This window comes from Enterococcus sp. DIV0755b (assembly GCF_051713765.1).
Taxonomy (GTDB): Bacteria; Bacillota; Bacilli; order Lactobacillales; family Enterococcaceae; genus Enterococcus_C; species Enterococcus_C canintestini.
Window position 1 is genome coordinate 2,650,659 of sequence record NZ_JBIOQN010000001.1, and the last position, 22,611, is coordinate 2,673,269.

General features: G+C 36.0%; 19 protein-coding genes and 1 tRNA gene. 6 read left to right on the forward strand and 14 right to left on the reverse strand.

What is annotated here, in order from left to right:
- Nucleotides 1–54: 54 nt before the first annotated feature.
- The 6 genes from IGI65_RS12800 to IGI65_RS12825 all read right to left on the reverse strand — a co-directional run bounded on the left by IGI65_RS12800 (nucleotide 55) and on the right by IGI65_RS12825 (nucleotide 6,415).
- On the reverse strand, nucleotides 55–924 hold the full coding sequence (locus tag IGI65_RS12800) for a two-component system regulatory protein YycI (RefSeq protein WP_095007057.1): 870 nt from the start codon (nucleotides 922–924) through the stop codon (nucleotides 55–57).
- Nucleotides 925–2,250, reverse strand: a complete 1,326-nt coding sequence (locus IGI65_RS12805) for a YycH family regulatory protein (protein WP_438774280.1) — start codon at nucleotides 2,248–2,250, stop codon at nucleotides 925–927.
- The gene (gene walK / locus IGI65_RS12810; protein WP_071864552.1) at nucleotides 2,247–4,085 is read right to left on the reverse strand and encodes a cell wall metabolism sensor histidine kinase WalK; all 1,839 of its coding nucleotides are present in this window, start codon (nucleotides 4,083–4,085) and stop codon (nucleotides 2,247–2,249) included. Before walK ends, IGI65_RS12805 begins: the two co-directional genes overlap by 4 nt.
- 4 nt (nucleotides 4,086–4,089) lie before the next feature.
- Entirely contained in the window at nucleotides 4,090–4,794 is a 705-nt protein-coding gene (yycF, locus tag IGI65_RS12815) for a response regulator YycF (protein WP_438774281.1), read from the reverse strand.
- Nucleotides 4,795–4,998: 204 nt separating this feature from the next.
- Nucleotides 4,999–5,856 carry a DegV family protein gene (locus IGI65_RS12820; RefSeq protein ID WP_438774282.1) on the reverse strand — a complete coding sequence of 286 codons (858 nt, stop codon included), beginning with the start codon at nucleotides 5,854–5,856 and terminating at the stop codon, nucleotides 4,999–5,001.
- Nucleotides 5,849–6,415 (reverse strand): DUF1836 domain-containing protein, encoded by a 567-nt coding sequence (locus IGI65_RS12825; protein WP_438774283.1) that lies wholly within the window; start codon nucleotides 6,413–6,415, stop codon nucleotides 5,849–5,851. Before IGI65_RS12825 ends, IGI65_RS12820 begins: the two co-directional genes overlap by 8 nt.
- Before the next feature lie 413 nt (nucleotides 6,416–6,828).
- Here IGI65_RS12825 and IGI65_RS12830 point away from each other — a divergent pair.
- Nucleotides 6,829–6,901: transfer RNA gene (locus IGI65_RS12830), tRNA-Lys, on the forward strand.
- Nucleotides 6,902–7,060: 159 nt separating this feature from the next.
- Here the strand turns inward: IGI65_RS12830 and IGI65_RS12835 are convergent.
- The 5 genes from IGI65_RS12835 to IGI65_RS12855 all read right to left on the reverse strand — a co-directional run bounded on the left by IGI65_RS12835 (nucleotide 7,061) and on the right by IGI65_RS12855 (nucleotide 14,006).
- Nucleotides 7,061–9,427 carry a glycoside hydrolase family 2 TIM barrel-domain containing protein gene (locus IGI65_RS12835; RefSeq protein ID WP_438774284.1) on the reverse strand — a complete coding sequence of 789 codons (2,367 nt, stop codon included), beginning with the start codon at nucleotides 9,425–9,427 and terminating at the stop codon, nucleotides 7,061–7,063.
- 178 nt (nucleotides 9,428–9,605) lie between these two features.
- The gene (locus tag IGI65_RS12840; RefSeq protein ID WP_438774285.1) at nucleotides 9,606–11,333 is read right to left on the reverse strand and encodes a PTS lactose transporter subunit IIBC; all 1,728 of its coding nucleotides are present in this window, start codon (nucleotides 11,331–11,333) and stop codon (nucleotides 9,606–9,608) included.
- A gap of 19 nt (nucleotides 11,334–11,352) precedes the next feature.
- Nucleotides 11,353–11,673: a PTS lactose/cellobiose transporter subunit IIA gene (locus tag IGI65_RS12845; RefSeq protein WP_438774286.1), complete on the reverse strand. Its 321-nt coding sequence runs from the start codon at nucleotides 11,671–11,673 to the stop codon at nucleotides 11,353–11,355.
- Between the two features lie 78 nt (nucleotides 11,674–11,751).
- The gene (gene lacG, locus IGI65_RS12850; RefSeq protein WP_438774438.1) at nucleotides 11,752–13,152 is read right to left on the reverse strand and encodes a 6-phospho-beta-galactosidase; all 1,401 of its coding nucleotides are present in this window, start codon (nucleotides 13,150–13,152) and stop codon (nucleotides 11,752–11,754) included.
- Nucleotides 13,153–13,163: 11 nt separating this feature from the next.
- Nucleotides 13,164–14,006 carry a PRD domain-containing protein gene (locus tag IGI65_RS12855; RefSeq protein ID WP_438774287.1) on the reverse strand — a complete coding sequence of 281 codons (843 nt, stop codon included), beginning with the start codon at nucleotides 14,004–14,006 and terminating at the stop codon, nucleotides 13,164–13,166.
- A 340-nt stretch (nucleotides 14,007–14,346) separates the two neighbouring features.
- Here IGI65_RS12855 and IGI65_RS12860 point away from each other — a divergent pair, with 340 nt between their 5' ends.
- Nucleotides 14,347–14,772 carry a GNAT family N-acetyltransferase gene (locus IGI65_RS12860; protein ID WP_095007048.1) on the forward strand — a complete coding sequence of 142 codons (426 nt, stop codon included), beginning with the start codon at nucleotides 14,347–14,349 and terminating at the stop codon, nucleotides 14,770–14,772.
- A 110-nt stretch (nucleotides 14,773–14,882) separates the two neighbouring features.
- Here the strand turns inward: IGI65_RS12860 and IGI65_RS12865 are convergent, their stop codons facing one another.
- The 3 genes from IGI65_RS12865 to IGI65_RS12875 are packed head-to-tail and all read right to left on the reverse strand — an operon-like array spanning nucleotide 14,883 to nucleotide 17,643.
- A complete protein-coding gene (locus IGI65_RS12865) occupies nucleotides 14,883–15,011 on the reverse strand; it encodes a FeoB-associated Cys-rich membrane protein (protein WP_095007047.1) in 129 nt (42 codons plus the stop codon).
- The gene (gene feoB / locus IGI65_RS12870; protein ID WP_438774288.1) at nucleotides 15,012–17,171 is read right to left on the reverse strand and encodes a ferrous iron transport protein B; all 2,160 of its coding nucleotides are present in this window, start codon (nucleotides 17,169–17,171) and stop codon (nucleotides 15,012–15,014) included.
- A 1-nt stretch (nucleotide 17,172) separates the two neighbouring features.
- Nucleotides 17,173–17,643, reverse strand: coding sequence for a FeoA family protein (locus IGI65_RS12875; protein WP_412256900.1), 471 nt, complete (start codon nucleotides 17,641–17,643; stop codon nucleotides 17,173–17,175).
- A gap of 335 nt (nucleotides 17,644–17,978) precedes the next feature.
- Between IGI65_RS12875 and nrdH the strand changes: the two genes are divergently transcribed.
- The 4 genes from nrdH (at nucleotide 17,979) to IGI65_RS12895 (ending at nucleotide 22,555) form a co-directional block, all read left to right on the forward strand.
- Nucleotides 17,979–18,203 carry a glutaredoxin-like protein NrdH gene (nrdH, locus tag IGI65_RS12880; protein ID WP_071864545.1) on the forward strand — a complete coding sequence of 75 codons (225 nt, stop codon included), beginning with the start codon at nucleotides 17,979–17,981 and terminating at the stop codon, nucleotides 18,201–18,203.
- A 180-nt stretch (nucleotides 18,204–18,383) separates the two neighbouring features.
- A complete protein-coding gene (gene nrdE, locus IGI65_RS12885) occupies nucleotides 18,384–20,546 on the forward strand; it encodes a class 1b ribonucleoside-diphosphate reductase subunit alpha (RefSeq protein ID WP_438774289.1) in 2,163 nt (720 codons plus the stop codon).
- Nucleotides 20,547–20,647: 101 nt separating this feature from the next.
- Nucleotides 20,648–21,610, forward strand: a complete 963-nt coding sequence (nrdF, locus tag IGI65_RS12890) for a class 1b ribonucleoside-diphosphate reductase subunit beta (RefSeq protein WP_412257028.1) — start codon at nucleotides 20,648–20,650, stop codon at nucleotides 21,608–21,610.
- Nucleotides 21,611–21,742: 132 nt separating this feature from the next.
- Nucleotides 21,743–22,555: a DUF92 domain-containing protein gene (locus IGI65_RS12895; protein ID WP_438774290.1), complete on the forward strand. Its 813-nt coding sequence runs from the start codon at nucleotides 21,743–21,745 to the stop codon at nucleotides 22,553–22,555.
- Nucleotides 22,556–22,611: the final 56 nt, after the last annotated feature.

Sequence of the window (22,611 nt, forward strand, 5' to 3'; positions counted from 1 at the left end):
AACTAAGGCATCACATATTTCCAACACCTTCTAAACGTTTCTATTATACATACCTTAATTAGTATTTTCCACCTTTTGTAACGTATTATTCGTAATAATTCGATTGGTAAAGGCATTAACTGTTTCAATTTGGACATTATTGTTCCCAGTTTCTACAGCAACAAGCCAAGCAGGTACATACACGTTTTTCCCTCTAACTTGTAAGATCATTACATAAGAAAGCTGACGCCATAAAATTTTTGATTTAGCAGGCAACTTATTATTAATATATAGTGTATTGACTGCATCCTTTTCACTGTAAAGCGCCATTTTTTCTCGCAATTTTTCAATCGCAGATAAATGCGTTTGCATGTAACGTGATACCCGTAGTAGACCGTCATTTTCTTCTAAAACAATTTCCATTTTACTTGTATTATCATAAAAAGGAATGCCTTCAAAACTTTGGGCACAAATAATTTCCGGATATTCTTTATCAGTCAATGACTCGTGAGGTAAGTATTGATATTCTTCACCAAATAAAACTTCCTTTGAATCTTTTAAAAATGCATCGACGTTATCTTTGGTTTCTTTTCCATCTTTAATGTAAAAATTGGTACTTGGGGTATAGATAATCTGACTATGGCCGTCACCTGCAAAAGTTGCCCCATTACTAAAAGCAGTACTATTCTTACTTTTTTCAGTATTTACGGCTTCGTTCATATCAGTTGGTACTGCTGCTAGATAATAACCTTCTTTGATTTGTGCGGAAAGTTTCCCTTTTATACTAATTTCATCTGCTTCCAAGCGTTGTTCAATATCAATTTTTTGATTTGTACTCGAGACATTACCTTCTTCATTTCTGGCAGCATGGTAGATACTGAATAAAAAGATATTTAATCCTAGAAAAGCCAAAAAGAAAATCCATTCGATTTTTTTAAAATCCAACTATTCCGCCCCCATTCCCTGTTGCAGTTTTGCAACTAGATCATCATAGGAATACCACTGACCATCATACCGAATGTACCACATTGGAACTAAATCAACGACACCATTTGTCGCAGCGAGATCTTGTCGTTCGTAGGCAATAACCAGCGATTGCACGAGGCTTTGATTGACACCAAGATAAGTTAAATTTTCAATAATTGTATGACTTGGTGGTAATTCCACTGTTTCATCAGAAGGAATCGGCACTTGGATGGCATTCATACTCGCTAAAATTTGAACAGGTAAGGTTCCGGTGTCTGTCTTATTTTCATTATTAACTTTCAAATTTACTTGCCCCTGGTAAGCATCACCAAAAACTGGGTAACCTTCAACAAATATCCGATAACTAATTTCATCTTTGTCACGATCAAAATAACGTAAATTCCCTAAATTAGCTCCTAAGCGCGCAATGTAGCTGAAACTTTGCGAATAAATATCACCTTCGCCACCGCTTAAATCAATCTCACCTTTAAAATCAATTAACTGCTTTTCTTCTTGGATACTCATATTTTCCGTGCCATCATATAGTACCAAATTACTGGTTTCCTCATTCATTTTTACATCTTGAGGATTGGTAAAAAAAGCATCCCGAAAAGTTGTATAAGATAAATTGGAGGCGATATAACTATAGCGTTTTAACTTAACTGGTTCTTGCGTATTATATTTCATACTTGCAATCCGGTTTTCTTCATTCATGACTAACCAATTTTTTTCAGCCGAATCGGTCATAAGTTCGGATATTTTCATCTCATCGATTGTGATTGGAACTTCCACAATTTGATGGCGCCGCATATTAATAAAGCGGATTTGATGATTATCAAAATTAATTTGCGCCTTTGTAAAATAGACATCTTGTAATTTATCCAACGCTAAATTCAAATTGAACATCTCTGCGTATTCTTTTACCAAAAAAGGCCCAAAATAAGAAAGTTCCACGCCATGTTTTATATCCACATCAGCTAAAAAATTTTCATCATTATCGTAGTTTTTTTTCTCTGGCGTGCCAAAACTAGCCTTATTCACCAAATCTTGCACCTCAGTAATGAGCGTATCTGAGGACGTCTGCTTTATATCGTCTTCGCCGTTCACCCATACTAAACGCAATGGCAAAAAAATATCTGTCGCTTTACGAATATTTTGTGTTGTATTCACGACACGGTCTGTATGTTTAGCAGTTTGTAGACTGCTGCGGGCAGTCGGACTTAACCAAATCATGTAAGAAAGATAAAAACTCAATATAATCAACGCAATTAAACCAATTCTAATAATGCGTTCTGATATTTTCATTCCCACCAATCCCCCTCATATGGTTCATAAGGCAATGTAATAAAGAACGTTGAACCGCGCCCTTCTTTACTTTCAGCCCAGATACTGCCGCCATGTGCTTTAATAACTTCTTTTGAAATAGCAAGTCCTAACCCTGTACCACCTTGTTTTCTAGCCCGTGCTTTATCCACCCGATAAAAACGATCGAAAACTTTTTGCAAATCTTTTTTAGGAATGCCAAGGCCTTGATCTTGAATACTCAAGGCAATATTATTATGTGTTTCCATCAATCGCACTGTAATCGTACCACCGTCAGGAGAATATTTAATCGCATTATTCATGATGTTATCAATTACTTGCATCATTTTATCTGTATCGACTTCCACCCATAACTCCCGTTTGGTAAATTCACGCCGAATCGTATATTTTTTCTTTTGATCTTGTGAATTCATCATCATATCAAAACGATCTAAAACAAAATTAACAAGCTCATTAAAATTGATGTATTCCAATTGCATGCTGTTTTTGCCATTATCCATCCGTGATAAATTCAAAAGGTCATTAATCATACGAATCATACGGTCTGTCTCATCAAGTGTAACTTTTAAAAAATTAGGCGCAATTTCAGGATCTTCCCAAGCTCCTTCACTTAACGCTTCAATGTAACTTCTCATACTGGTTAAAGGCGTGCGCAGCTCATGAGAGACATTGGACACAAATTCTCGGCGTTCTTGCTCTGTTTTTTCTTGCTCAGTTACATCGTGCATAACCGCAACCAAGCCACTAATAAAGCCTGATTCTCGCCGAATCATCGAAAAGTCTGTTCGTAAAATCAGTTCACTGCCATCTTGAGCTTGCCGTGATATTAACATTTCATCAGGATTTTCCAGTAATTTTCGCAGCGTGTAATCTTCTTCAATATCCAGTAATTCTAAAATAGAATGGCCAACTGCTTCTTCACTAGTAACATTTAAAAGATTAATCGCCATTTCATTAATCGTAATGACTTTACCTCGTCGATCTGTTGCCACAACACCGTCAGTCATGTGGGAAAGCACACTATCCAACCGATTTCGTTCCGCTTCCATCGCTTCTTGTGTTTCTTCGATACGATCGCCTAATTGGTTAAATGTTTCTGCTAATTGGCCCAATTCATCTTTTCCATGAACAGCTACTTTGCGACTGTAGTCTCCTCTGGCAATTCGCCTAGCTTGTTCGCGCATCTCACCAATCGGTTGGGTAATTGAGCGAGAAACCAAAACAGCAACGACGATTGAAATAGCAGCGGCAATAATCGAAGCTGTGACAAAAATTAAAGCTGTATTTTGAATTTCTAAGTATTGTTTTTCAATGTCACTTTTAATATAAACAGCTCCGATAATAGTATCACCGGTGGGCGATTGAATCGGTTGAACATTGATATACACGCGATTTCCGGTTGAATCATCAATGGCCATTTCAGACTTAACAGCTAAATCGTCGATATCGCGATAATCATTTTTCTTTCCTCTTGCGCTTCGGTCAGAAACATTGGTAGTAGCACGAACAATCCCTTTTTCATCGACCACACGAATTTCGATAATGTCGCCACTTTTGTTGGTATCGATAATTCTTTGAATTGAAGCATCTGCTTCCTCACTATCTTTACCATCGTCTTTACTTAATTCAGAACCTAAAGTACCTGCTAAACTAGCAGCTTGTCGATTCATACCGGTGGTAAAACTTTCCACCGTTTTATTTTCCAATCCGCGAATAAAATACGCCCCGATAATCTCGATCGAAATAATTAAGATCAAGATAAATGCCAGGGCGATTTTAAAGTTCACTGATTGAAAAAAGCGAACTTTTTTATTCATTCCATTACTCCTGTTCCGGATTGCGTAAGTAATACCCCACGCCTCTTCTTGTCACTAAATAATTGGGATGGCTTGGGTTGTCTTCGATTTTTTCCCGCAAGCGCCGCACTGTCACGTCAACAGTCCGAACATCACCAAAATAATCATAACCCCAAACGGTTTGTAATAAGTGTTCTCTAGTCATAACTTGACCTAAGTGTTTAGCTAGGTAATGTAACAGTTCAAATTCGCGGTGGGTCAACTCAATTGCTTCACCATTTTTCATCACCATATAAGCTTCTGGCTGAATGATTAAATCGCCAATTGAAAGTTCAGAATTTGGTGCTTCTTCTGCTTCTTTTGCTGCAGTGGATCCTCGGCGTAAGTTGGCCTTAACTCGCGCCACTAACTCACGATTTGAAAAAGGTTTTGTGACATAATCATCTGCACCTAACTCCAAGCCTAAAACTTTGTCAATCTCAGAATCTTTGGCTGTCACCATGATAATCGGCATATCATAATTTTTTCGTACTTCACGGGCTACTTCTAGGCCGTCAATTTTTGGCAACATTAAATCCAATAAAATCAAATCCGGTTCGACCTCTTTTACTTTTTCAATCGCTTCTTCGCCATCAAAAGCAGTATAGACTTCATAACCTTCTTTGGTTAAATTGAATTTGACGATATCTGAAATTGGTTTTTCATCGTCAACTACTAATATTTTCTTCATTAGAAGACACCTCTTTATGCTTCTTAAATTTGTCTCTACTATTATAACTCATTTTGGCAGGCATTTCATTAAATCGAAAATTTCCAGTCCGACCAACCTTTTAAAAGCAAAAAGCTTAACAAAAGAGCAAGAATTAGGCAACAAAAACATGCTACTTTTGTTGTTTAATTCTTTTCTTTCATTAAGCTATAACCTTACTTTTCATTAATCTAAAGCTTGAATACCAAAACCGAGTAGCCCCGGGCCAGTATGCACAACCAGTGCTGGTGAAATTTGGCCAAAGAAAAATTCTTTAACTTGTGGAAATTCCCTTTCCAACACTTCTTTCATCATTTTTGCTTCTGCTAGCGCATCACCATGGGCAACTGCTAAGCACACATTCTGATGATTACCAATAGCTTCGCGAATCAAACTCACTGATTTTTCTAAACTTTTCTTGCGTCCTCGGGCCTTGGCGACGGTGTAATAAATACCTTCGTCATTACAAGAAATAATTGGATTTAGTTTTAAAGCATTGCCTAAAATGGACGCCACTAAGCCAATTCGGCCACCTTTTTGCAAATACTCTAATGTTGCCACGTTAAAATAAACTTTATTTTGTAATACTTCTTTTTCCAATTGCGTAATTAATTCTTCAAAAGATAGTCCTTTTTGTAATAATTCAGCTGCCCGAATCGCCTGTAGTCCCGCGCCAATTCCGATATTTTTGGTATCAAAAGCATACGTAGTCAAACCTTCATAGTGCTCACCTAAAAGACGGACAGCATTATTCGTACCACTTAAACCACTTGAAATTGTAATTGCTAAGACATGAGTAAAACCATCTGCTTTAATTTGGTCGAAAATTTTGTTAATTGTATCTCCATCTGGTAGCGATGTTGAAGGAATTTCTTGGTGTAACTTACTATAAATTTCTTCTGGAGTAATATCCACTTTATCAGTATATTCTCGATTTTTGTAAATGATTTTTAAAGGAATTGTATACATATGATGCGCAGTACTTATTTCTTCTGGCACATCTGTTCCTGAGTCTACTAGTAATGCAATTTTTTCTTTAGTCATTATTTTCTCCTTGTCGTAAATAATCAATTTCACAACGAATCACTTTTTCGGCTAAAATTTTATTGGCAAATGCAATCGTGGCTGTACGTGCTGCTAAATAAGAAAATGGAATTGGTTCTGTCGGATAACTAACACCTTCGCCTTTAGCTTGGCGCGCAATTAAATGGATGGCACTTTCTTGTTCCCGACAAAAAAAGTTATACGCTTCACGAATACCGTCAGTACGACCTTGAAAAACGATTGCCTCTTTAATTTCTGGAATCGTTAATACTTGTTTTAAAGTTGTAATCGCTAGTAAAAAAGCCACATGTGTCCTTGTATAGCGCTTTTTTACCGGCGGTGGAACTAAGCCCAATTTCACGTAATTATTCACCATCGATTTGGTCAAAAGCGGATGCTTATCTCCAGTAGTGACAGGAGATAGATATTGATCTACTAACTGGATCACTTGATCCATATATAGTTCTAAATCCGGTAATTGATCCCATCGTGGCAAATGGAATTCACTCAACGCTTCTCCCCATTTTTTTAAAGTTTCATTTGGATAAGTATCATTCATTTGCTATTACCTCACATAAATTTTACGATAATTATATAAAGTAGTTTTAAAAACTAGATAGAATATAACATATTTTTCTTAGCAAAACTAGTTTGCTAAAGGAAATTTTTAGAATTGCTTTATGGTACAGGCCAACACCTAACAGGATAAAGAATAAAAAAAGACCTGTCGGCGGGGAACCGACAGGCAGGAGTAAAAATGAAAAAGTGTTAGGGTTTGTCTTAAAAAGACAGGTTATTGTTGGTACTCTTGTATAGTACCGACAAAGTGTGAAAAAAGTATGAATGAAATTTTGTACCTCTGTAAATTTTTTCTTACGACAAATTAAGAAGTAAAAACTTTTTTCTTGGTTTTTTCTTGCAATTTCAAAATTGGAGTGCTAACATAAAAAAGTACTTTTCTTAAAGTATTTTGGGCCGTTAGCTCAGTTGGTAGAGCAGATGACTCTTAATCATCGGGTCGCGGGTTCGAGCCCCTCACGGCCCATTGGGTGCCAAACCCACGCCATCGGTATGATCTCGGCGTCTTTTAGACGTTTCGAAGAGATTGTATGCGGTGGTATTTTTTTTAAATTAGTTCTTCCCCAGCGCATTTCTTCTAAATAAAAATTAATAATAAACCTGAAAAAACTACTGTAATTAATCTTTATAATTCAACTACTAAATCATGGTACCCCGAAATCGAAAACACGGCTTTAGCATTAATAGTGGTCGGTAGTACTTTCACGTAGCAAATAGCGCGACCGTTATAACTATAACGATACCGTTCACTATAATTTGTTGTATCAGCCATGTTTCCATTCTCAAAACCTAAAAATTCACAGTTTTCGCCAGTAAAAGTGATAATCTGATTTTCCGATGTTAAATTGCCATCTTTATCTACTAGTGACAATTCAATTTGTTTAATAATTTCATCTTCTGATAGAAAATCCTTATAGTCTTTAGGCGTGGTCCATACATTTGCTTGCAATCGTTGGGCTTGCCCTACAGCTTTAAGCGTATCTGTAACTTTTTCTCCATTTTTTTCTGCCCTTACTGTTAATTCACCTGCTACATAGCGCATAATACCCGAATAGTATCCTTCTACTTCGTCGAAAACTAATGAAATCATGTCATTATTTAACACTAATTCAAACTTATCCGCATTAGTATACAATCGGATTTCCACTTGTTCACCAGCAATGTAATTCCATTTACGATAAACTGCTTCCCATGGTTCAGCAGACTTTGCTTTAGCTGGGCGGGTAAAAAGTTGGGCTGTTAGTTCTTCAGACCACCAGCTTTTACGTTTATAAAACATCATCGTCTCATAGCCACACATATCAAGTAATCCACGATAAGTTCCATGTTTTGGCCAAACACCACGTGATTCTCCTAGATAATCAATTCCTGTCCATAAAAATTGACCCGCGATATAATCATTATCTCTAACCGCTAACCAGTTTTGATAACTGTGTCGATTTTCACTACCAATAAATGGTTTATCGGGAAACAAGCGATGATGTTCTTCGTATAAATGTTCTTTGTAGTTATAACCAATCAAATCTACACTATCCACTAAGCCAGTTTGATAAGATAATTCTGGAAATGCCGCAGCCAAAGTTGTTGGCCTAGTTTTATCTTCTCTATGAACAATCTGACTTAACTGCTTAGCAATTGTTGTTAAACGACGGGTATCAGGGCGATTGGGATTATATATTCGTTCTTCTACTGGTTTATTCGCATCATTATTTCCTTCCATTTCATTGAACAATTCATTGGCATACGGATCATTAGGGTAGTCAATCTCATTACCGATACTCCAAGCAATAATTGACGGATGATTTTTATTTCGTTGAACCATATCAATTAGATCATGCTTGTGCCAAACAGGAAAATCTTTAGCGTATCCTTCATATTTAGGCGGATAAACATTGTGCCCTTGCCACCATTTATTTTTAGGATTTTCCCATTCATCAAAGGCTTCATCAAAAACAAAGAAGCCTAATTCATCACATAAATCATACAAAGTTTGTGCATGGGGATTATGAGCCATTCGAATAGCGTTACAACCCACTTCTTTTAATTTTAACAAACGTCGAAGCCAGACTTCTTTGGGAACCGCAGTACCAAAACAACCTGCATCTTCATGAAGACAAACACCTTTTAAATTCATTTTATCTGTTTCATTTAAAATAAAGCCATTGTCAGCAGTAAATACAAAGGTGCGAATTCCCACTTTTTCTTGATAAGTATTCACTTTGCCATTACTTGAAAGAACCGTTGTCAAGGTATATAAATTTGGTGTTTCTGGTCGCCATAATTTTGGATCAGGCAAATTCATTTCAAATTGAATTTCACTAATTTCCCCTGCAAATAATGTGACTTCTTTTTCTCCAATAGTTATGACTGTGCCCGCGGAATCTGTCAAACTTTGCTTAAGATGTGCTTCTTTTTTTTCTTCATTAAAATTTGTGACAGCTATTTTTGTTTGAATGACAGCTTCATCACCTCTTAATGCCGCCGTGTTAAAAGTGATTCCATAACGATCTATCATAACAGGATAATTAGTCACAATTGAGACAGGACGAAAAATACCACTACCGTTGTACCATCGAGAATCCGCAATATCTGTATGATCTACTCTAACGGCAATTACAATTTCTTCATTAGTGTTATAACTTAAAATTTCAGTCAAATTGAATTGAAATGAACTGTAGCCAGAGACCCATCCGCCTAAATGATACCCATTCACCCAAACTTGACAGTTTTTATAAACACCTTCAAAACGTAATTGTGTAATTTTATCAGTAAGTTTCCCGATTTCTTTTGTCATGATATGAGCCCGATACCATCCAATCCCTCCTGGTAAATATCCTGTACCGCTAGAAGCATCTTTGGTAAAATCTTGAGTAATACTCCAATCATGAGGAACTGTTATTTTCTGCCAATCTTTGTCATTAAAGTCTTTTTGCCAAGCAATATCATTATCACCTAAATAAAAACACCAATCTTTAATTAGATATTTTTCCATTTGCATTTTCCTCCATTGCTGAACCTCACTTAAAAATTCTTTCACTTAAACTGGTTCACAAAAATAGCGTTTATCAACTTAACTTGCTATCTTTTTCCAAAATCTGTTATAGACACTATAAGAAAAAGGTAGAACCTACATGTTGTTCTACCTTAACTAAGCAGAAAACTTAGCAAATTTATTTATTTAATTCCCCCAAGACAAAGTCAACTGCACCTTTTGGATCACGGGTTAAATTAATATACTGTGCCCCTTTAGTTGCAATTAGTTTGATACCTAGTTTATCAGTATCCGTCTTGATATCCTCGTAATAACTATTTACTTGTGGTGCTAAAACTATAACATCATAGTTATTCATAATATCATAGTGAGATCCATAAGATCCCGCTGCTGCATTTATATGTTTTCCTGTTTCGTTGGCACCTTTTTTCAAAGCATTTGCTAACATTGCACTCGTTCCCGCACCAGCACACAAAACTAAAACATTTAAATCTTCATCAATCCCTTTCCCGCTAGCATTTGTACTAACAGCCGAGCTATTTTCTACAACAACAGTTTCGTTTCCATCCACAACAGCCGCTGCAGTGTTTGCTGATAATTCTGGTACAATCGTCTCTATTTCATCGATTTCTTCGGCTCGTTGCGCTTCTTGCTCAACTAAAACCTTATCATAAGCTTTACAAAACGGCATGTAGATAAAGAAATCTACTATCAATAATGTTGCTGCTAGCACAAATGAAATAGGTTGAAAATTGGTTGAAAGCACTGTCCCAATTGGTCCAGGTGTCGCCCACGGCAAAACATACATGAATCCATTCATGCCAAAAACATCGATAAATAACTTACCAATGAGCACATTTGCGACTGGGGCCAAACAAAACGGTACTAAAAAGTATGGATTTAAAATAATCGGTGCTGCAAATAGTAAAGGTTCGTTCACTGCAAACATTACCGGAATAATTGATGCCTTTCCTACCGCTTTTAACTGTTTTGACCGCATTAGTAAAATAAAGATAATTGGTACTATAAATGTTGCACCTGTACCACCTAACTCACCAATAAAATTCCCAAAATTCTCTGTTAGTGAATGAAAAGGATGCTCACCATTTTGAAACAATCGTAAGTTTTCTTCTGTATTTCCATACAGAGCAGATGATAATCCAGGTTTAACTACAGATGGACCGTGAACCCCAACAAACCAAAACATTGGAACTAAAAACCAGATTAGTGCCATTCCTGGATAAGATTCTGCAGCAGAAAAAAGTGGAGATAATAATTTAGAAAACATCTCCCCAAAAGGAGCATTAATGAAATAACGAGAAATCAAATCGATAATTGCACACGCTACTACTGAAAAAGAAAAAGGAAAAACATCCCGAAAATTTTGTGAAATACTTCCAGGCACTTCCGGTGGCATTTTAATTGTAATATCACGCTTAATACAGAACTTATACATATTAACTGTAATAAAAGCAGCAACAAAAGCGGATAATAATCCTTTAGTTCCCATGTAGTCGGCAACAAAAGCACCGTCCGTTTTATTTACTGCAAGTAATAACATCCCGCAAATAGAAGCTAGCATAACAGAAGTTTCGTTAATTACTTTTCCATCTGGCATTTTACGATTCATCGATCCAGCTAAACAACGCGCTGTCGTACCAGCTACCAACATCCCCACTAATCCCATAGTAAAATCGTAAATTTTCCATAACCATGTCTCAAAACTTGCTGGTAAAGCAACACCAAAAATTGGCGGAATCGCAGCGATTAGAATAAAAATACTTGAAAATAAGATGACAGGCATCGCGGCCAAAAAACCATCTTTAATAGCAGACAAATAAATATTTCTTGAGATCTTTTGGAAAGTTGCCTGGTGCTTTTCGATTTGTTTAATAATGGCATTCATTTTATTTCCTCCCTAACTTTTACTTATTGTATTTTTCTTTATATAAATCGACAAAATTTTCTGTGAGCTCTTTTAAAAGTATTGTCGTCATTAGGTGATCTTGACCATGAATAAAAATAAAACCAATATCTAGGTCCTCACCTTGCGCTTCTGCAGCTAGACATTTTGTTTGAGCATTGTGAGCTAAATTTAAATTTTCTTCTGCTTCAGCCATAAGTTTTGCTATATTTTCAAAGTTTCCAATCCGCGCTTGTTTAATAATGGTTAACAAGCTGCTGCGTGCATCTCCGGCATAAGCAACAATTTCAAATCCTAGCATTTGTAACTCTTCTTTATTCATCTCTTACGCCCCGTTTTTTCAATATTCTGACTTTATTTTTCATACTGCTATACTCACTTTTCTTATTGTATTATTTACTTAAATAATTACCTTCGTTTCACTAACAAACTTATACCAATAGGCAGATTCTTTGGGGTAACGTTTTTGCGTCTTGAAATCTACATAAAATAAGCCATACCGCTTATTGTAGCCATTCGCCCAAGAGAACACGTCCATTAAAGACCAAATGAAATATCCCTTAACCATCACGCCAGCATCCACTGCTTTTGAGATTGAATTAAAATTACCTCGTAAATATTCAATCCGTGCATCATCTATAATTACACCGTCATTGAAATCATCTTTAAAGCCCAAGCCATTTTCAGTGATATAAATTTTTCCATAATTAGGATAGTCTTCTTTAATACGAACTAGTAAGTCAAATAACCCTTCTGGATAAATTGCCCAATCCCAATCATTTTTGGGAATATCTTCTCTTTGAACTCGTTCTCCAATTCCCTTAATACGATAATAGCTCGTTCCTTTTTCACCAGTACCGTTGAAGCCAATCTCACTTTCTCCATTATAATTTTGCACCCAGTGGCTTTGGTAATTATTAATTCCTAGAAAATCAGTTTGCGTCGCTGCTTTTTCCATTGCAACAAAATCTGATTCTTCAAATTCAATACTCGTATTATTCGCTGCTAATATTTCATTAACTAGTGTCATTGTTTTTTCTGAATAGCGCCCTTTATAGGTGGCATCTAATAAAAATGCTATCGACAAGGCATCATCTTTAGCCGCAGCATGAACATCTTTTTCATCTTCAGAATAAGGATATTTTGGTTCTAAAGAATGAACAACACCAATTTCACCTTTGTAATTACCATCTTTAAAAATATTTACGGCTCTTGCATGCGCCCACATCATATTATGCAAACAAGTTACAACTTTCTTTAAATCAAATTTTATTTCTGGTGGAAAGATACCTGTTAAATATTGATTCGTGGCAACAGGATAAATTTCATTAAATGTACTCCAATAATGTACTTCTTTAAATTCCTCAAAACAAAATTTTGCATAGTTTACAAAATGCTCAACATTTTCTCGATTCAAAAAATCACCATTATCAAATAAGGTTTTAGGTGTATCAAAATGATGAATCGTCACAAAAGGAATTACTCCTTGCTTTTTACATTCAGAAAAAACACGATGATAATAATCTACACCGGCTTGATTAATCTCACCGAAACCATTAGGAAAAATTCGACTCCAAGCGATGGACATACGTAAACTATCAATTTTAAAATCACGACACAGTTTTAAGTCAACTGGATATTGATGATAAAAGTCACTAGCAGGTTCAGCCGTGTATCGTCCTTTTTCTTCTAACCACGTATCCCATGCGACTAATCCTTTACCATCTAATTTTGTTGCCCCTTCTGCTTGGTATGCGGCGGTTGCACCACCCATAATAAAATCTTTTGGTAACGTTCTCATTTCTTTCATTGTTAAACCTTCTTTCGTAGTAGTCGTTGGATATGAATTGCCAGATATACTCGTTCACTATCACTAAGTTTTCGCCCAGCGTAATCACTGATTAATTGATAGATTTCATTACCTATTTCGTAGGCATTTGGATAATCCGTTTTAATATTTGTCTCAAGATTTTTAGAAAAGATGACCTGTTCTTCTGGTTGATTAAGTCTGTCAGCAAAATAATTCAGATGTATCATCAAACGATCATAAAAATTTTTATTTTCTTCTGTTCGATGAATATTTTTTTGCTTTAATACCTTCTCTACTAATTTAACAATATCTTGCCGAGGATCAGCCACTTCCTCTGTTACTTCGCCTTCACGTTTAGCATTAATAAAATGAAGCGCAATTCTTTTAATTTCATCATCTGGAAAATAGGTATTCAACCGGTTATTAATGATTGCAACAGCCATTTTACCTATCGCATACTCGGTAGGATACTCTTTACTCATATCAGGCAAGCGACTAATTTCATAATTACCTTTTTGTTGATTTTGATAACTCCAATAAATATGATCCGTTAAAGTAACATATATATATTCTTGAACTGGATAATTGAATTTACGAACGGCTGTATCAATCACCTCATAGCCAGTTGTAATAAAATTTAAGGGCAAGTCTTTTAGTAAAGATGAGAAATTTTGTTGAGACTCCTTATTACGCAACATAAAAAGCTTACTAATTTCCTCTTTCTTTAATAAATCACCCTTTTTCTTTTGAAAGACAATTCCTTTTCCCATTGCGATAGCCTGCTCATCGTTTTCTATTCGAATAATGGCAACATTATTATTTAAGACTTGAATAATGCGGTACATAACTTCCCTCCTCTTATAAACCAATAAAAAAACCGCAAATGACAGGTTTATCATACCATGTAAAGACACTGGTATTGACCTCTCATTCGCGGTTTTTGCCTAATCGAATAGTAACAATCCACTAAGTATTAACTTCAAAAGTATCTTATCACGAAAACAAACACTTGTAAACCCTTTCTAACATATTTTTTTGTTATTCGTGCTAAAAAGGAGAATAACAAACAAATTCAAACATAAATGACATTTTTCCTTATAGTTTATTTCTTAAGTCAAAAATATGACACTACATTCTTAATAGCGAAACTGCTATACTAAAAGGGCATAGACAGGAGGAATTTTCATGATACGAATTGAAACCAGTCAAACAGAGACTATTGAACCCTTATTAAGAGATGTCTTTACTGCTCAATACCAAAAGCAATTTCACGAAGAACTGCCAAAAAAACATGAAAAACTTGCAATCGCGGCAATTTTAGACGAAGAATTAGTGGGTGGCCTCATTGCTAAGGAAGATTTTGAAAATCTTCACGTCAGTCTGCTAGCCGTTAAACCGGAATTTCAAAATCAAGGTATTGGTTCAAGACTTTTACAAGCACTAGAAGATTGGGCTCAAGAAGAAGGAGTTATCAATCTGACTTTAACGACAAAAAGTTATCAGGCGGTAGAATTTTATCAAAAAAGTGGCTTTATTATCTTTGGCCAATTACCAGATACCCCAATGCGTGGCGTAACAAAATATTATTTATATAAACGTATTAACAAATAGCGACTAAAATTTGCTTCGACAATTAAATTTCATTTCAAAAAAGAGAAGTGTGACGGAAAAACAACCCGCAACACTTCTCTTTTTTTATTTTCAGTTAAAAGCAGTTTATTTTAATCTGGTTTTTTCACCGGGCAACTGGTTTTGCAATCTTCACAACTACTACCTTTTTTTACTTGGCGATAGATAACAAAGCCCGCTGCACCAAATATTAAAATACTTAAAATTATCGTAGCTACCATTTATTTCACTTCCTCTTTTAATTGCTGAAAGGAGATAACGTCATCTTTTGGTGCAGGTGTTTTGCGCATTAAAACATAAACAATATATGCTAGCACACCAACAGCAAGAATCGTTGCTAGATTAACTGCGCCACCTTCAAAGATGACATGGCCAAATTGATATATAACAAAACTTACAGCATAAGCCAGACCACATTGATAACCAACAACAATAAAAGTCCATTTGGCATTCCCCATCTCCCGATGAATCGCACCCATTGCTGCAAAACAAGGAGCACATAATAAGTTAAACACTAAAAAGGAGTAGGCTGCTACTGGTGTAAAGGCTGCTTGAAGTGGTCCCCAAATTTCAGCGCCATTTTCCGAAACTTCATCTAAATGACTAAATAAAATGCCAAAAGTATTTATGACATTTTCTTTGGCGATTAGTCCAGTTATAGTCGCCACCGCGCCTTGCCAATTTCCCCAACCCAATGGTGCAAATAACGGTGCCACTACTCGGCCTAAATTTGCCAAGATACTTTTATCGCCTGCAACTGCTTGAAAGGCAAAATTGTAATTTGACATAAACCATAAAATAATACTTGAAACAAAGATGATTGTGCCGGCTTTTTTTATAAAAGAAAAACCTCGGTCAAATGTTTGGCGCATAACATTTTTGACTTGCGGCAAGTGATATGCAGGTAATTCCATGATGAATGGTGCAGGATCGCCTGCAAATATGCGCGTCTTCTTTAATGCAATCCCAGATAAAACAATCGCAGTTACTCCGATAAAATAAGCAGAAGGTGCTACCCAGCTCGCTTGTGGGAAAAAGGCCCCCGCAACCAAGGCAATAATTGGTAATTTAGCCGAACACGGCATGAAGGTTGTTACCATTACTGTCATACGTCGATCTTTTTCATTTTCAATTGTACGGCTGGCCATAACACCTGGAACACCACAACCTGTTGCAATCAACATGGGAATAAATGATTTTCCAGATAAGCCAAATTTACGAAATAAGCGGTCCATCACAAAAGCAATTCGAGCCATATAACCACAGTCTTCTAAGAGCGATAAACATAAAAAGAGAACTAACAATTGTGGTACAAAACCTAAAACAGCTCCCACACCTGCGATAATGCCATTTAAGATTAAATCTTGCATCCAAGGTGCAACCTGCCAGACCTGGAGATTTTTAGCGATAAAATCCGGCACAAGCGTACCAAACAATACATCATTGACCCAGTCAGTCCCCATGACTCCAATTGTTTGAATTGACAAATAATAAATGCCCCACATTACAAAAGCAAAAATCGGAATGGCTAAAAAGCGATTGGTAACAATTTGATCAATTTTGTCGCTGATGGTAAAGCGTAATTCACCGTCATTGACAGTACATAACACCATTAAGCGAGCGATAAACTCGTAACGCTCATTGACTAAGATTGCATCACTTGTATCATCAAAAATTTTTTCGGTGATCGCAATAATTTCATTAATTTCTTTTTGCTGGATTTTACTTAAATTTAAAGCCGCGGTAGCTAGTTCATCTTTTTCAAATAATTTAGCTGCATAAAAACGCGCTTGTTTTTGTGGCACCGTATTTCCTAAAACATCAATAATTTCTGATAATGCCGCTTCTAGGCGATCATCATAAGTTGGATAGGTTGTTTCTGGCGGAAATTTTTCAGCCACTAAAGTACTCTGGTGAATTAATTCTTCTAAGCCTTGTTTTTTTAACGCACTCATACTGACAACTGGAATACCTAAACCATAAGCTAACTTAGCAATATTAATAGTTTTACCGCTTTTTTTGACTAAATCCATCATATTCAAACCTAAAACGATTGGAATACCAGTTTCCATGAGTTGTGTCGTTAAGTAGAGATTGCGCTCTAGATTCGTCGCATCAACGATATTAATAATCGTATTGGGCATACCGGTTAAAAGGTAATCTCTTGCGACAATTTCTTCTGGGGTATAAGGGGATAATGAATAAATTCCAGGTAAATCTTGGATAGTAATATTTTTTTGCTTTTTTAAACTACCTGATTTACGTTCAACTGTTACCCCTGGCCAGTTTCCCACCGACTGCATGGATCCTGTTAATTGATTAAACGTACTCGTTTTACCACTGTTGGGATTACCTGCTAAAGCAAATTGCAGCTGATTCATCCTATCCCTCCTTAATTAAAGCTACTAAAATATATTCTGCTTCACTTTTACGCAACGACAATTCGTAACCTCGTAAATTAATTTCAATCGGATCACCTAAAGGCGCTAATTTTCGTACTGTTAAAAGCACGTTTTTAGTTAAGCCCATATCCATCAGACGGCGCTTAACTGCCCCTTCACCAAATATTTTAATTACTTTTCCTTTATCGCCGACCGCTAATTGATCCAACGATAAGATTTCACTTTTTTCAATCGCTGGTTCCACACAAATAGCTGCTAGTATGCTTTGATCTAGAGCCAACCGAGTATTTTGCACTAATACGATTCCATCTTGTCCCTTACTTTTTAATAAGACTACCTGACTTCCAGGCAACAAACCTAAGTTTTGCAAATGTTTTTGAACTTCAGTAGGCGCTGCTACTTTTTTCACAATAAACGTTTGATTTGGTGCGACTTCTGCTAACTTTTGCATTATTACTCCTTTATAAAGAAAAACCCAATTGCGACTGATAATTATTCTCATTTAGAATAAGGTTTGTCACGCTTAAAGTCAATAAAATCGACAAAATTGTAATATTTTTCACATAGTAATAATTATTCTTGTTTCGAGCTAGACCACTTCATTTTCGTCTCATGAAAACGAGAAAGAAAACTTGTCCTTGTGCTATTGGAAACACTTAATCAACACAAAACCACAATGTATAGTATGTTTAATATTACAAAACACAATATCTAGTGTTTTTTGATTGACATTTACTACCACTTCTCTATACTGAGTATATAAAGAATTTTAAGGAGGCAACTATTATGACTATCACTTTATTTTCTAAAAACAACTGTATGCAATGTAAAATGACTAAACGCTTTTTAACTGAAAATCACGTCAACTTTAAAGAAGTTAATATAGATGAAGAACCTACCGCATTGAACTTTCTAAAAGAACAAGGTTTCCAAAGTGTACCGGTAACGACTGCAGGCGAGACTACAATTATCGGCTTTAGACCTGATCAATTACGCAGTCTTGCTTCTTAAACACAATTAATTAAGGTTGTACCGCAGTTAAGATAGTACTGGACAGTTACACTAGTGTTTTTTAAACACGTGTTGCATATTTTACCAGTTGCTTTTTTTATTATTTCAAAATCTGCGGGACACCTTCTTTTTTTCGCATTTTTTTATCTTAAGAGTCTGAAAAAGAAAGTTGGTCCTTCCATGAGTTTAAAAGAGCTTAAAGATGTCAGCTACTATAAGCTGAATAACGAAATTAACCGACCTGTTGACGGTCAAATCCCTTTAAATAAAGATCAAGAAGCATTGGCAGCATTTTTTAGCGAAAATGTTCTTCCTAATACAAAGCAATTTGCTACTTTTAATGACAAATTGGATTATTTAGTCGCTGAGGATTATTTAGAAACAGAATTTTTGACGAAATATTCTCAAGCATTTATCACGAAACTTTATGACTTTTTATTAGCCCAAAATTTCACTTTTAAATCATTTATGGCAGCTTATAAATTTTATTCCCAATACGCCTTAAAAACTAACGATGGTGCTTTTTATCTAGAAAATTATGAAGATCGTGTTGCCATTAACGCCTTGTATTTTGCCGATGGTGATGAAGAATTGGCAATGACTTTAGCCGATGAAATGATTCACCAACGCTACCAGCCGGCTACCCCTTCATTTTTAAATGCTGGTCGTAAGCGTCGGGGAGAATTAGTTTCTTGTTTCCTTATTCAAATTACTGATGATATGAACTCGATCGGGCGCGGTATTAATTCTGCATTACAACTTTCCCGCATTGGTGGCGGTGTTGGTATTACGTTATCAAACTTACGGGAAGCTGGCGCACCAATTAAAGGATACGAAGGTGCAGCTAGTGGTGTTATGCCCGTTATGAAGCTGTTTGAAGATTCTTTTAGTTACTCCAATCAACTCGGCCAACGCCAAGGTGCCGGCGTGGTTTATTTAAACGTCTTTCATCCTGACATCATGGCTTTCTTATCTGCCAAAAAAGAAAATGCGGATGAAAAGATTCGGGTTAAAACATTATCTCTAGGTGTTTTAGTGCCGGATAAATTTTATGAATTAACTCGCAAGAATGAAGATATGTACTTGTTTAGTCCTTATAGTGTTGAAAAAGAATACGGTGTACCTTTTTCTTATGTTGACATCACCAAAGAATATGATAATTTGGTCAAAAACCCTAATATCCGGAAACAAAAAATCAAAGCGCGGGAATTAGAAAATGAAATTTCTAAATTGCAACAAGAATCTGGTTATCCTTATATTGTCAATATCGACACCGCCAACCGTGAAAATCCGATTGACGGCAAAATTATTATGAGTAATTTATGTTCAGAAGTTTTACAAGTCCAAACCCCTTCTGTTTTAAATGGTCGTCAAGAATATGAAGTTTTAGGAACTGATATTTCATGTAATTTAGGTTCCACAAATATTGTCAACTTAATGGATAGTCCTGATTTTGGTAAATCAGTTAGAGCGATGACTCGCGCATTGACTTTTGTAACGGATAACTCGCATATTGATGTGGTTCCCTCTATTGCCAATGGGAACCAGCAGGCTCATACGATTGGACTTGGCGGTATGGGTTTACACACTTTCTTTGCCAAAAATCATTTGGTGTATGGTTCCAAAGAGTCTGTTGAATTTACCGATATTTATTTTATGTTATTAAACTATTGGACCCTAGTGGAAAGTAACAAAATCGCTAAAGAACGCCAGCAATCTTTTTACAACTTTGAAAAATCAGCTTACGCCGATGGCAGCTATTTTGATAAATATATTGCTGAAAATCACTTGCCACAATCAGATAAAGTTAAAGCATTATTTGAAGGAATTTTTATTCCAACTGGTGAAGATTGGGCAAAACTAAAAGAAGCTGTCCAAAAAGATGGCTTGTATCATCAAAACCGCTTGGCAGTAGCACCAAACGGCTCGATTTCTTATATTAATGATACCAGTGCAAGCTTGCATCCGATCACGCGGATGATTGAAGAGCGACAAGAAAAGAAAATCGGGAAAATTTACTACCCAGCACCTTACTTATCAAATGATACATTGCCTTACTACACATCTGCTTATGATATGGATATGCGCAAAGTCATTGATGTTTACGCGGCAGCCCAACAACACATTGACCAAGGTATGAGTTTAACCTTGTTTATGCGGTCTGATATTCCAAAAGGTCTTTATGAATGGAAAACTGCAACAACCAAACAAACAACACGGGACTTAAATATTTTACGTCATTACGCCTTTCATAAAGGAATTAAATCGATTTATTATATTCGTACCTTTACAGACGATGCCGAAGAAATCGGTAGCAATCAATGTGAAAGCTGTGTCATTTAAGTTGTATTTTTCAACTAGTTGCAATAGTAGAATTTGAGATATTAAAGTTCTACTTGCGGCGATTAGCTGTAGACGATACAACAACTTAGATTAGGAGGCAAATCATGGCAACTTATTACGAAGCCATTAATTGGAATGAAATTGAAGATATTATCGATAAATCAACGTGGGAAAAACTAACAGAACAATTTTGGTTAGATACACGTATTCCACTATCAAATGATTTAGATGACTGGCGGACTTTATCTGATTTAGAAAAGCAAACCGTGGGTCACGTTTTTGGTGGTTTAACCTTATTAGATACCGTGCAATCTGAAAGCGGAATGGAACAATTACGTAACGATGTCCGTACCCCCCATGAAGAAGCAGTACTAAATAATATTCAATTTATGGAATCTGTTCACGCAAAAAGTTATTCCTCTATTTTTTCAACCTTAAACACAAAATCAGAAATAGACGAAATCTTTGAATGGACCAATACCAATCCTTATTTACAAAAAAAAGCAGAACGAATTAATGAAATTTATAAGAACGGCACACCGCTAGAAAAGAAAATTGCCAGTGTCTTTTTGGAAACATTCCTATTTTATTCTGGCTTTTATACGCCCCTTTATTATTTAGGCAACAATAAATTAGCCAATGTAGCGGAAATCATTAAATTAATCATTCGTGACGAATCCGTCCATGGTACTTACATTGGTTATAAATTCCAACTTGGGTTTAATGAACTACCAGAGGCAGAACAAGAGGCGTTAAAAAATTGGATGTATGATTTATTGTATGAATTATATGAAAATGAAGAACGTTATACAGAAGAATTATATGATGAAATTGGTTGGACAGAAGAAGTTAAAACTTTCTTACGATACAATGCCAACAAAGCTTTGATGAACTTGGGTCAAGATCCACTATTTCCCGATACCGCTGACGATGTGAATCCAATTGTTATGAACGGTATCTCAACTGGTACTAGTAATCATGACTTTTTCTCACAAGTGGGTAATGGGTATTTATTAGGTCAAGTTGAAGCGATGGAAGACGACGATTATACAATTGGTCTGTAAAATTTAAAAAGCACTGTTAGATTCTTGTCTTTATTTCGATTGGGCTCCAAACGAATAAAGGCAAGTCACTCTAACAGTGTTTTTTCGTGTTACACTAACACTAGAATTATTCTTAAAATTAAGGAGTCTATCATGATTACTTTTTATCTTGCCGCAGGCGGTCTACTTTTTACAGCCGTAATTGGTTTCTTCCTTTATATTGCCAACTATTTAACCCGTTCAGGATATTTTACTTTCATTTTATTGGGGACATTTCTAGCTGCATTCTCCCCACCTGTTATCTGGTTTTTACTGGGATTATTTTTTGGCAGTGCTATTTTAATCCACGCCTTAAAAAAATACCTGTCAAAAAAAGAAGATACCATTGGTAAAAAAGGCGCCACACGAGATGCCAAACAACTTTTAGCCAATAGTTTACCATTAGCTAGCTGCGCTTTATTAGCTTATTTTAACGTCTTAAATCTCAATTGGACTCTACTTATGTCAACAATTATCGCAGCTACTACAGCCGATACCTGGGCATCTGAAATAGGTCTGCTTTCAAAAAGTAGACCTTACAATCTCGTTAATTTCAAAAAAGTTGCCCCCGGCTTATCAGGCGGTGTCTCGCTTTTAGGAAGTTTAGCAGCAGTAGGTGGAAGCTTACTTATTTCAGCTACCTATGCTCTTGGTACTTGGTTATTTACGCCCCAATTATTCACCGGTGCCCTTCTTTTGATCCCATTACTTTTAGGTGTTGGCGGTATGTTAATTGATAGTTTATTAGGGGCGACATTACAAAGTAAGTATCAATGCCAAGTCTGCGGTAAAATCACCGAACAAGAAAATCATCATCAAAAACCTTGTCGCTTAATTTCTGGATACCGCTTCATTGATAACGACGTAGTGAATTTAATGAGTGGTTATGTCATTTTACTTTTAGCTATTATTTTACAGATTATTTAAAAAAGACAGACTCCCAATTTTAAACCGCCCCTAAAAGTTAGACCAAAAAATCTAAC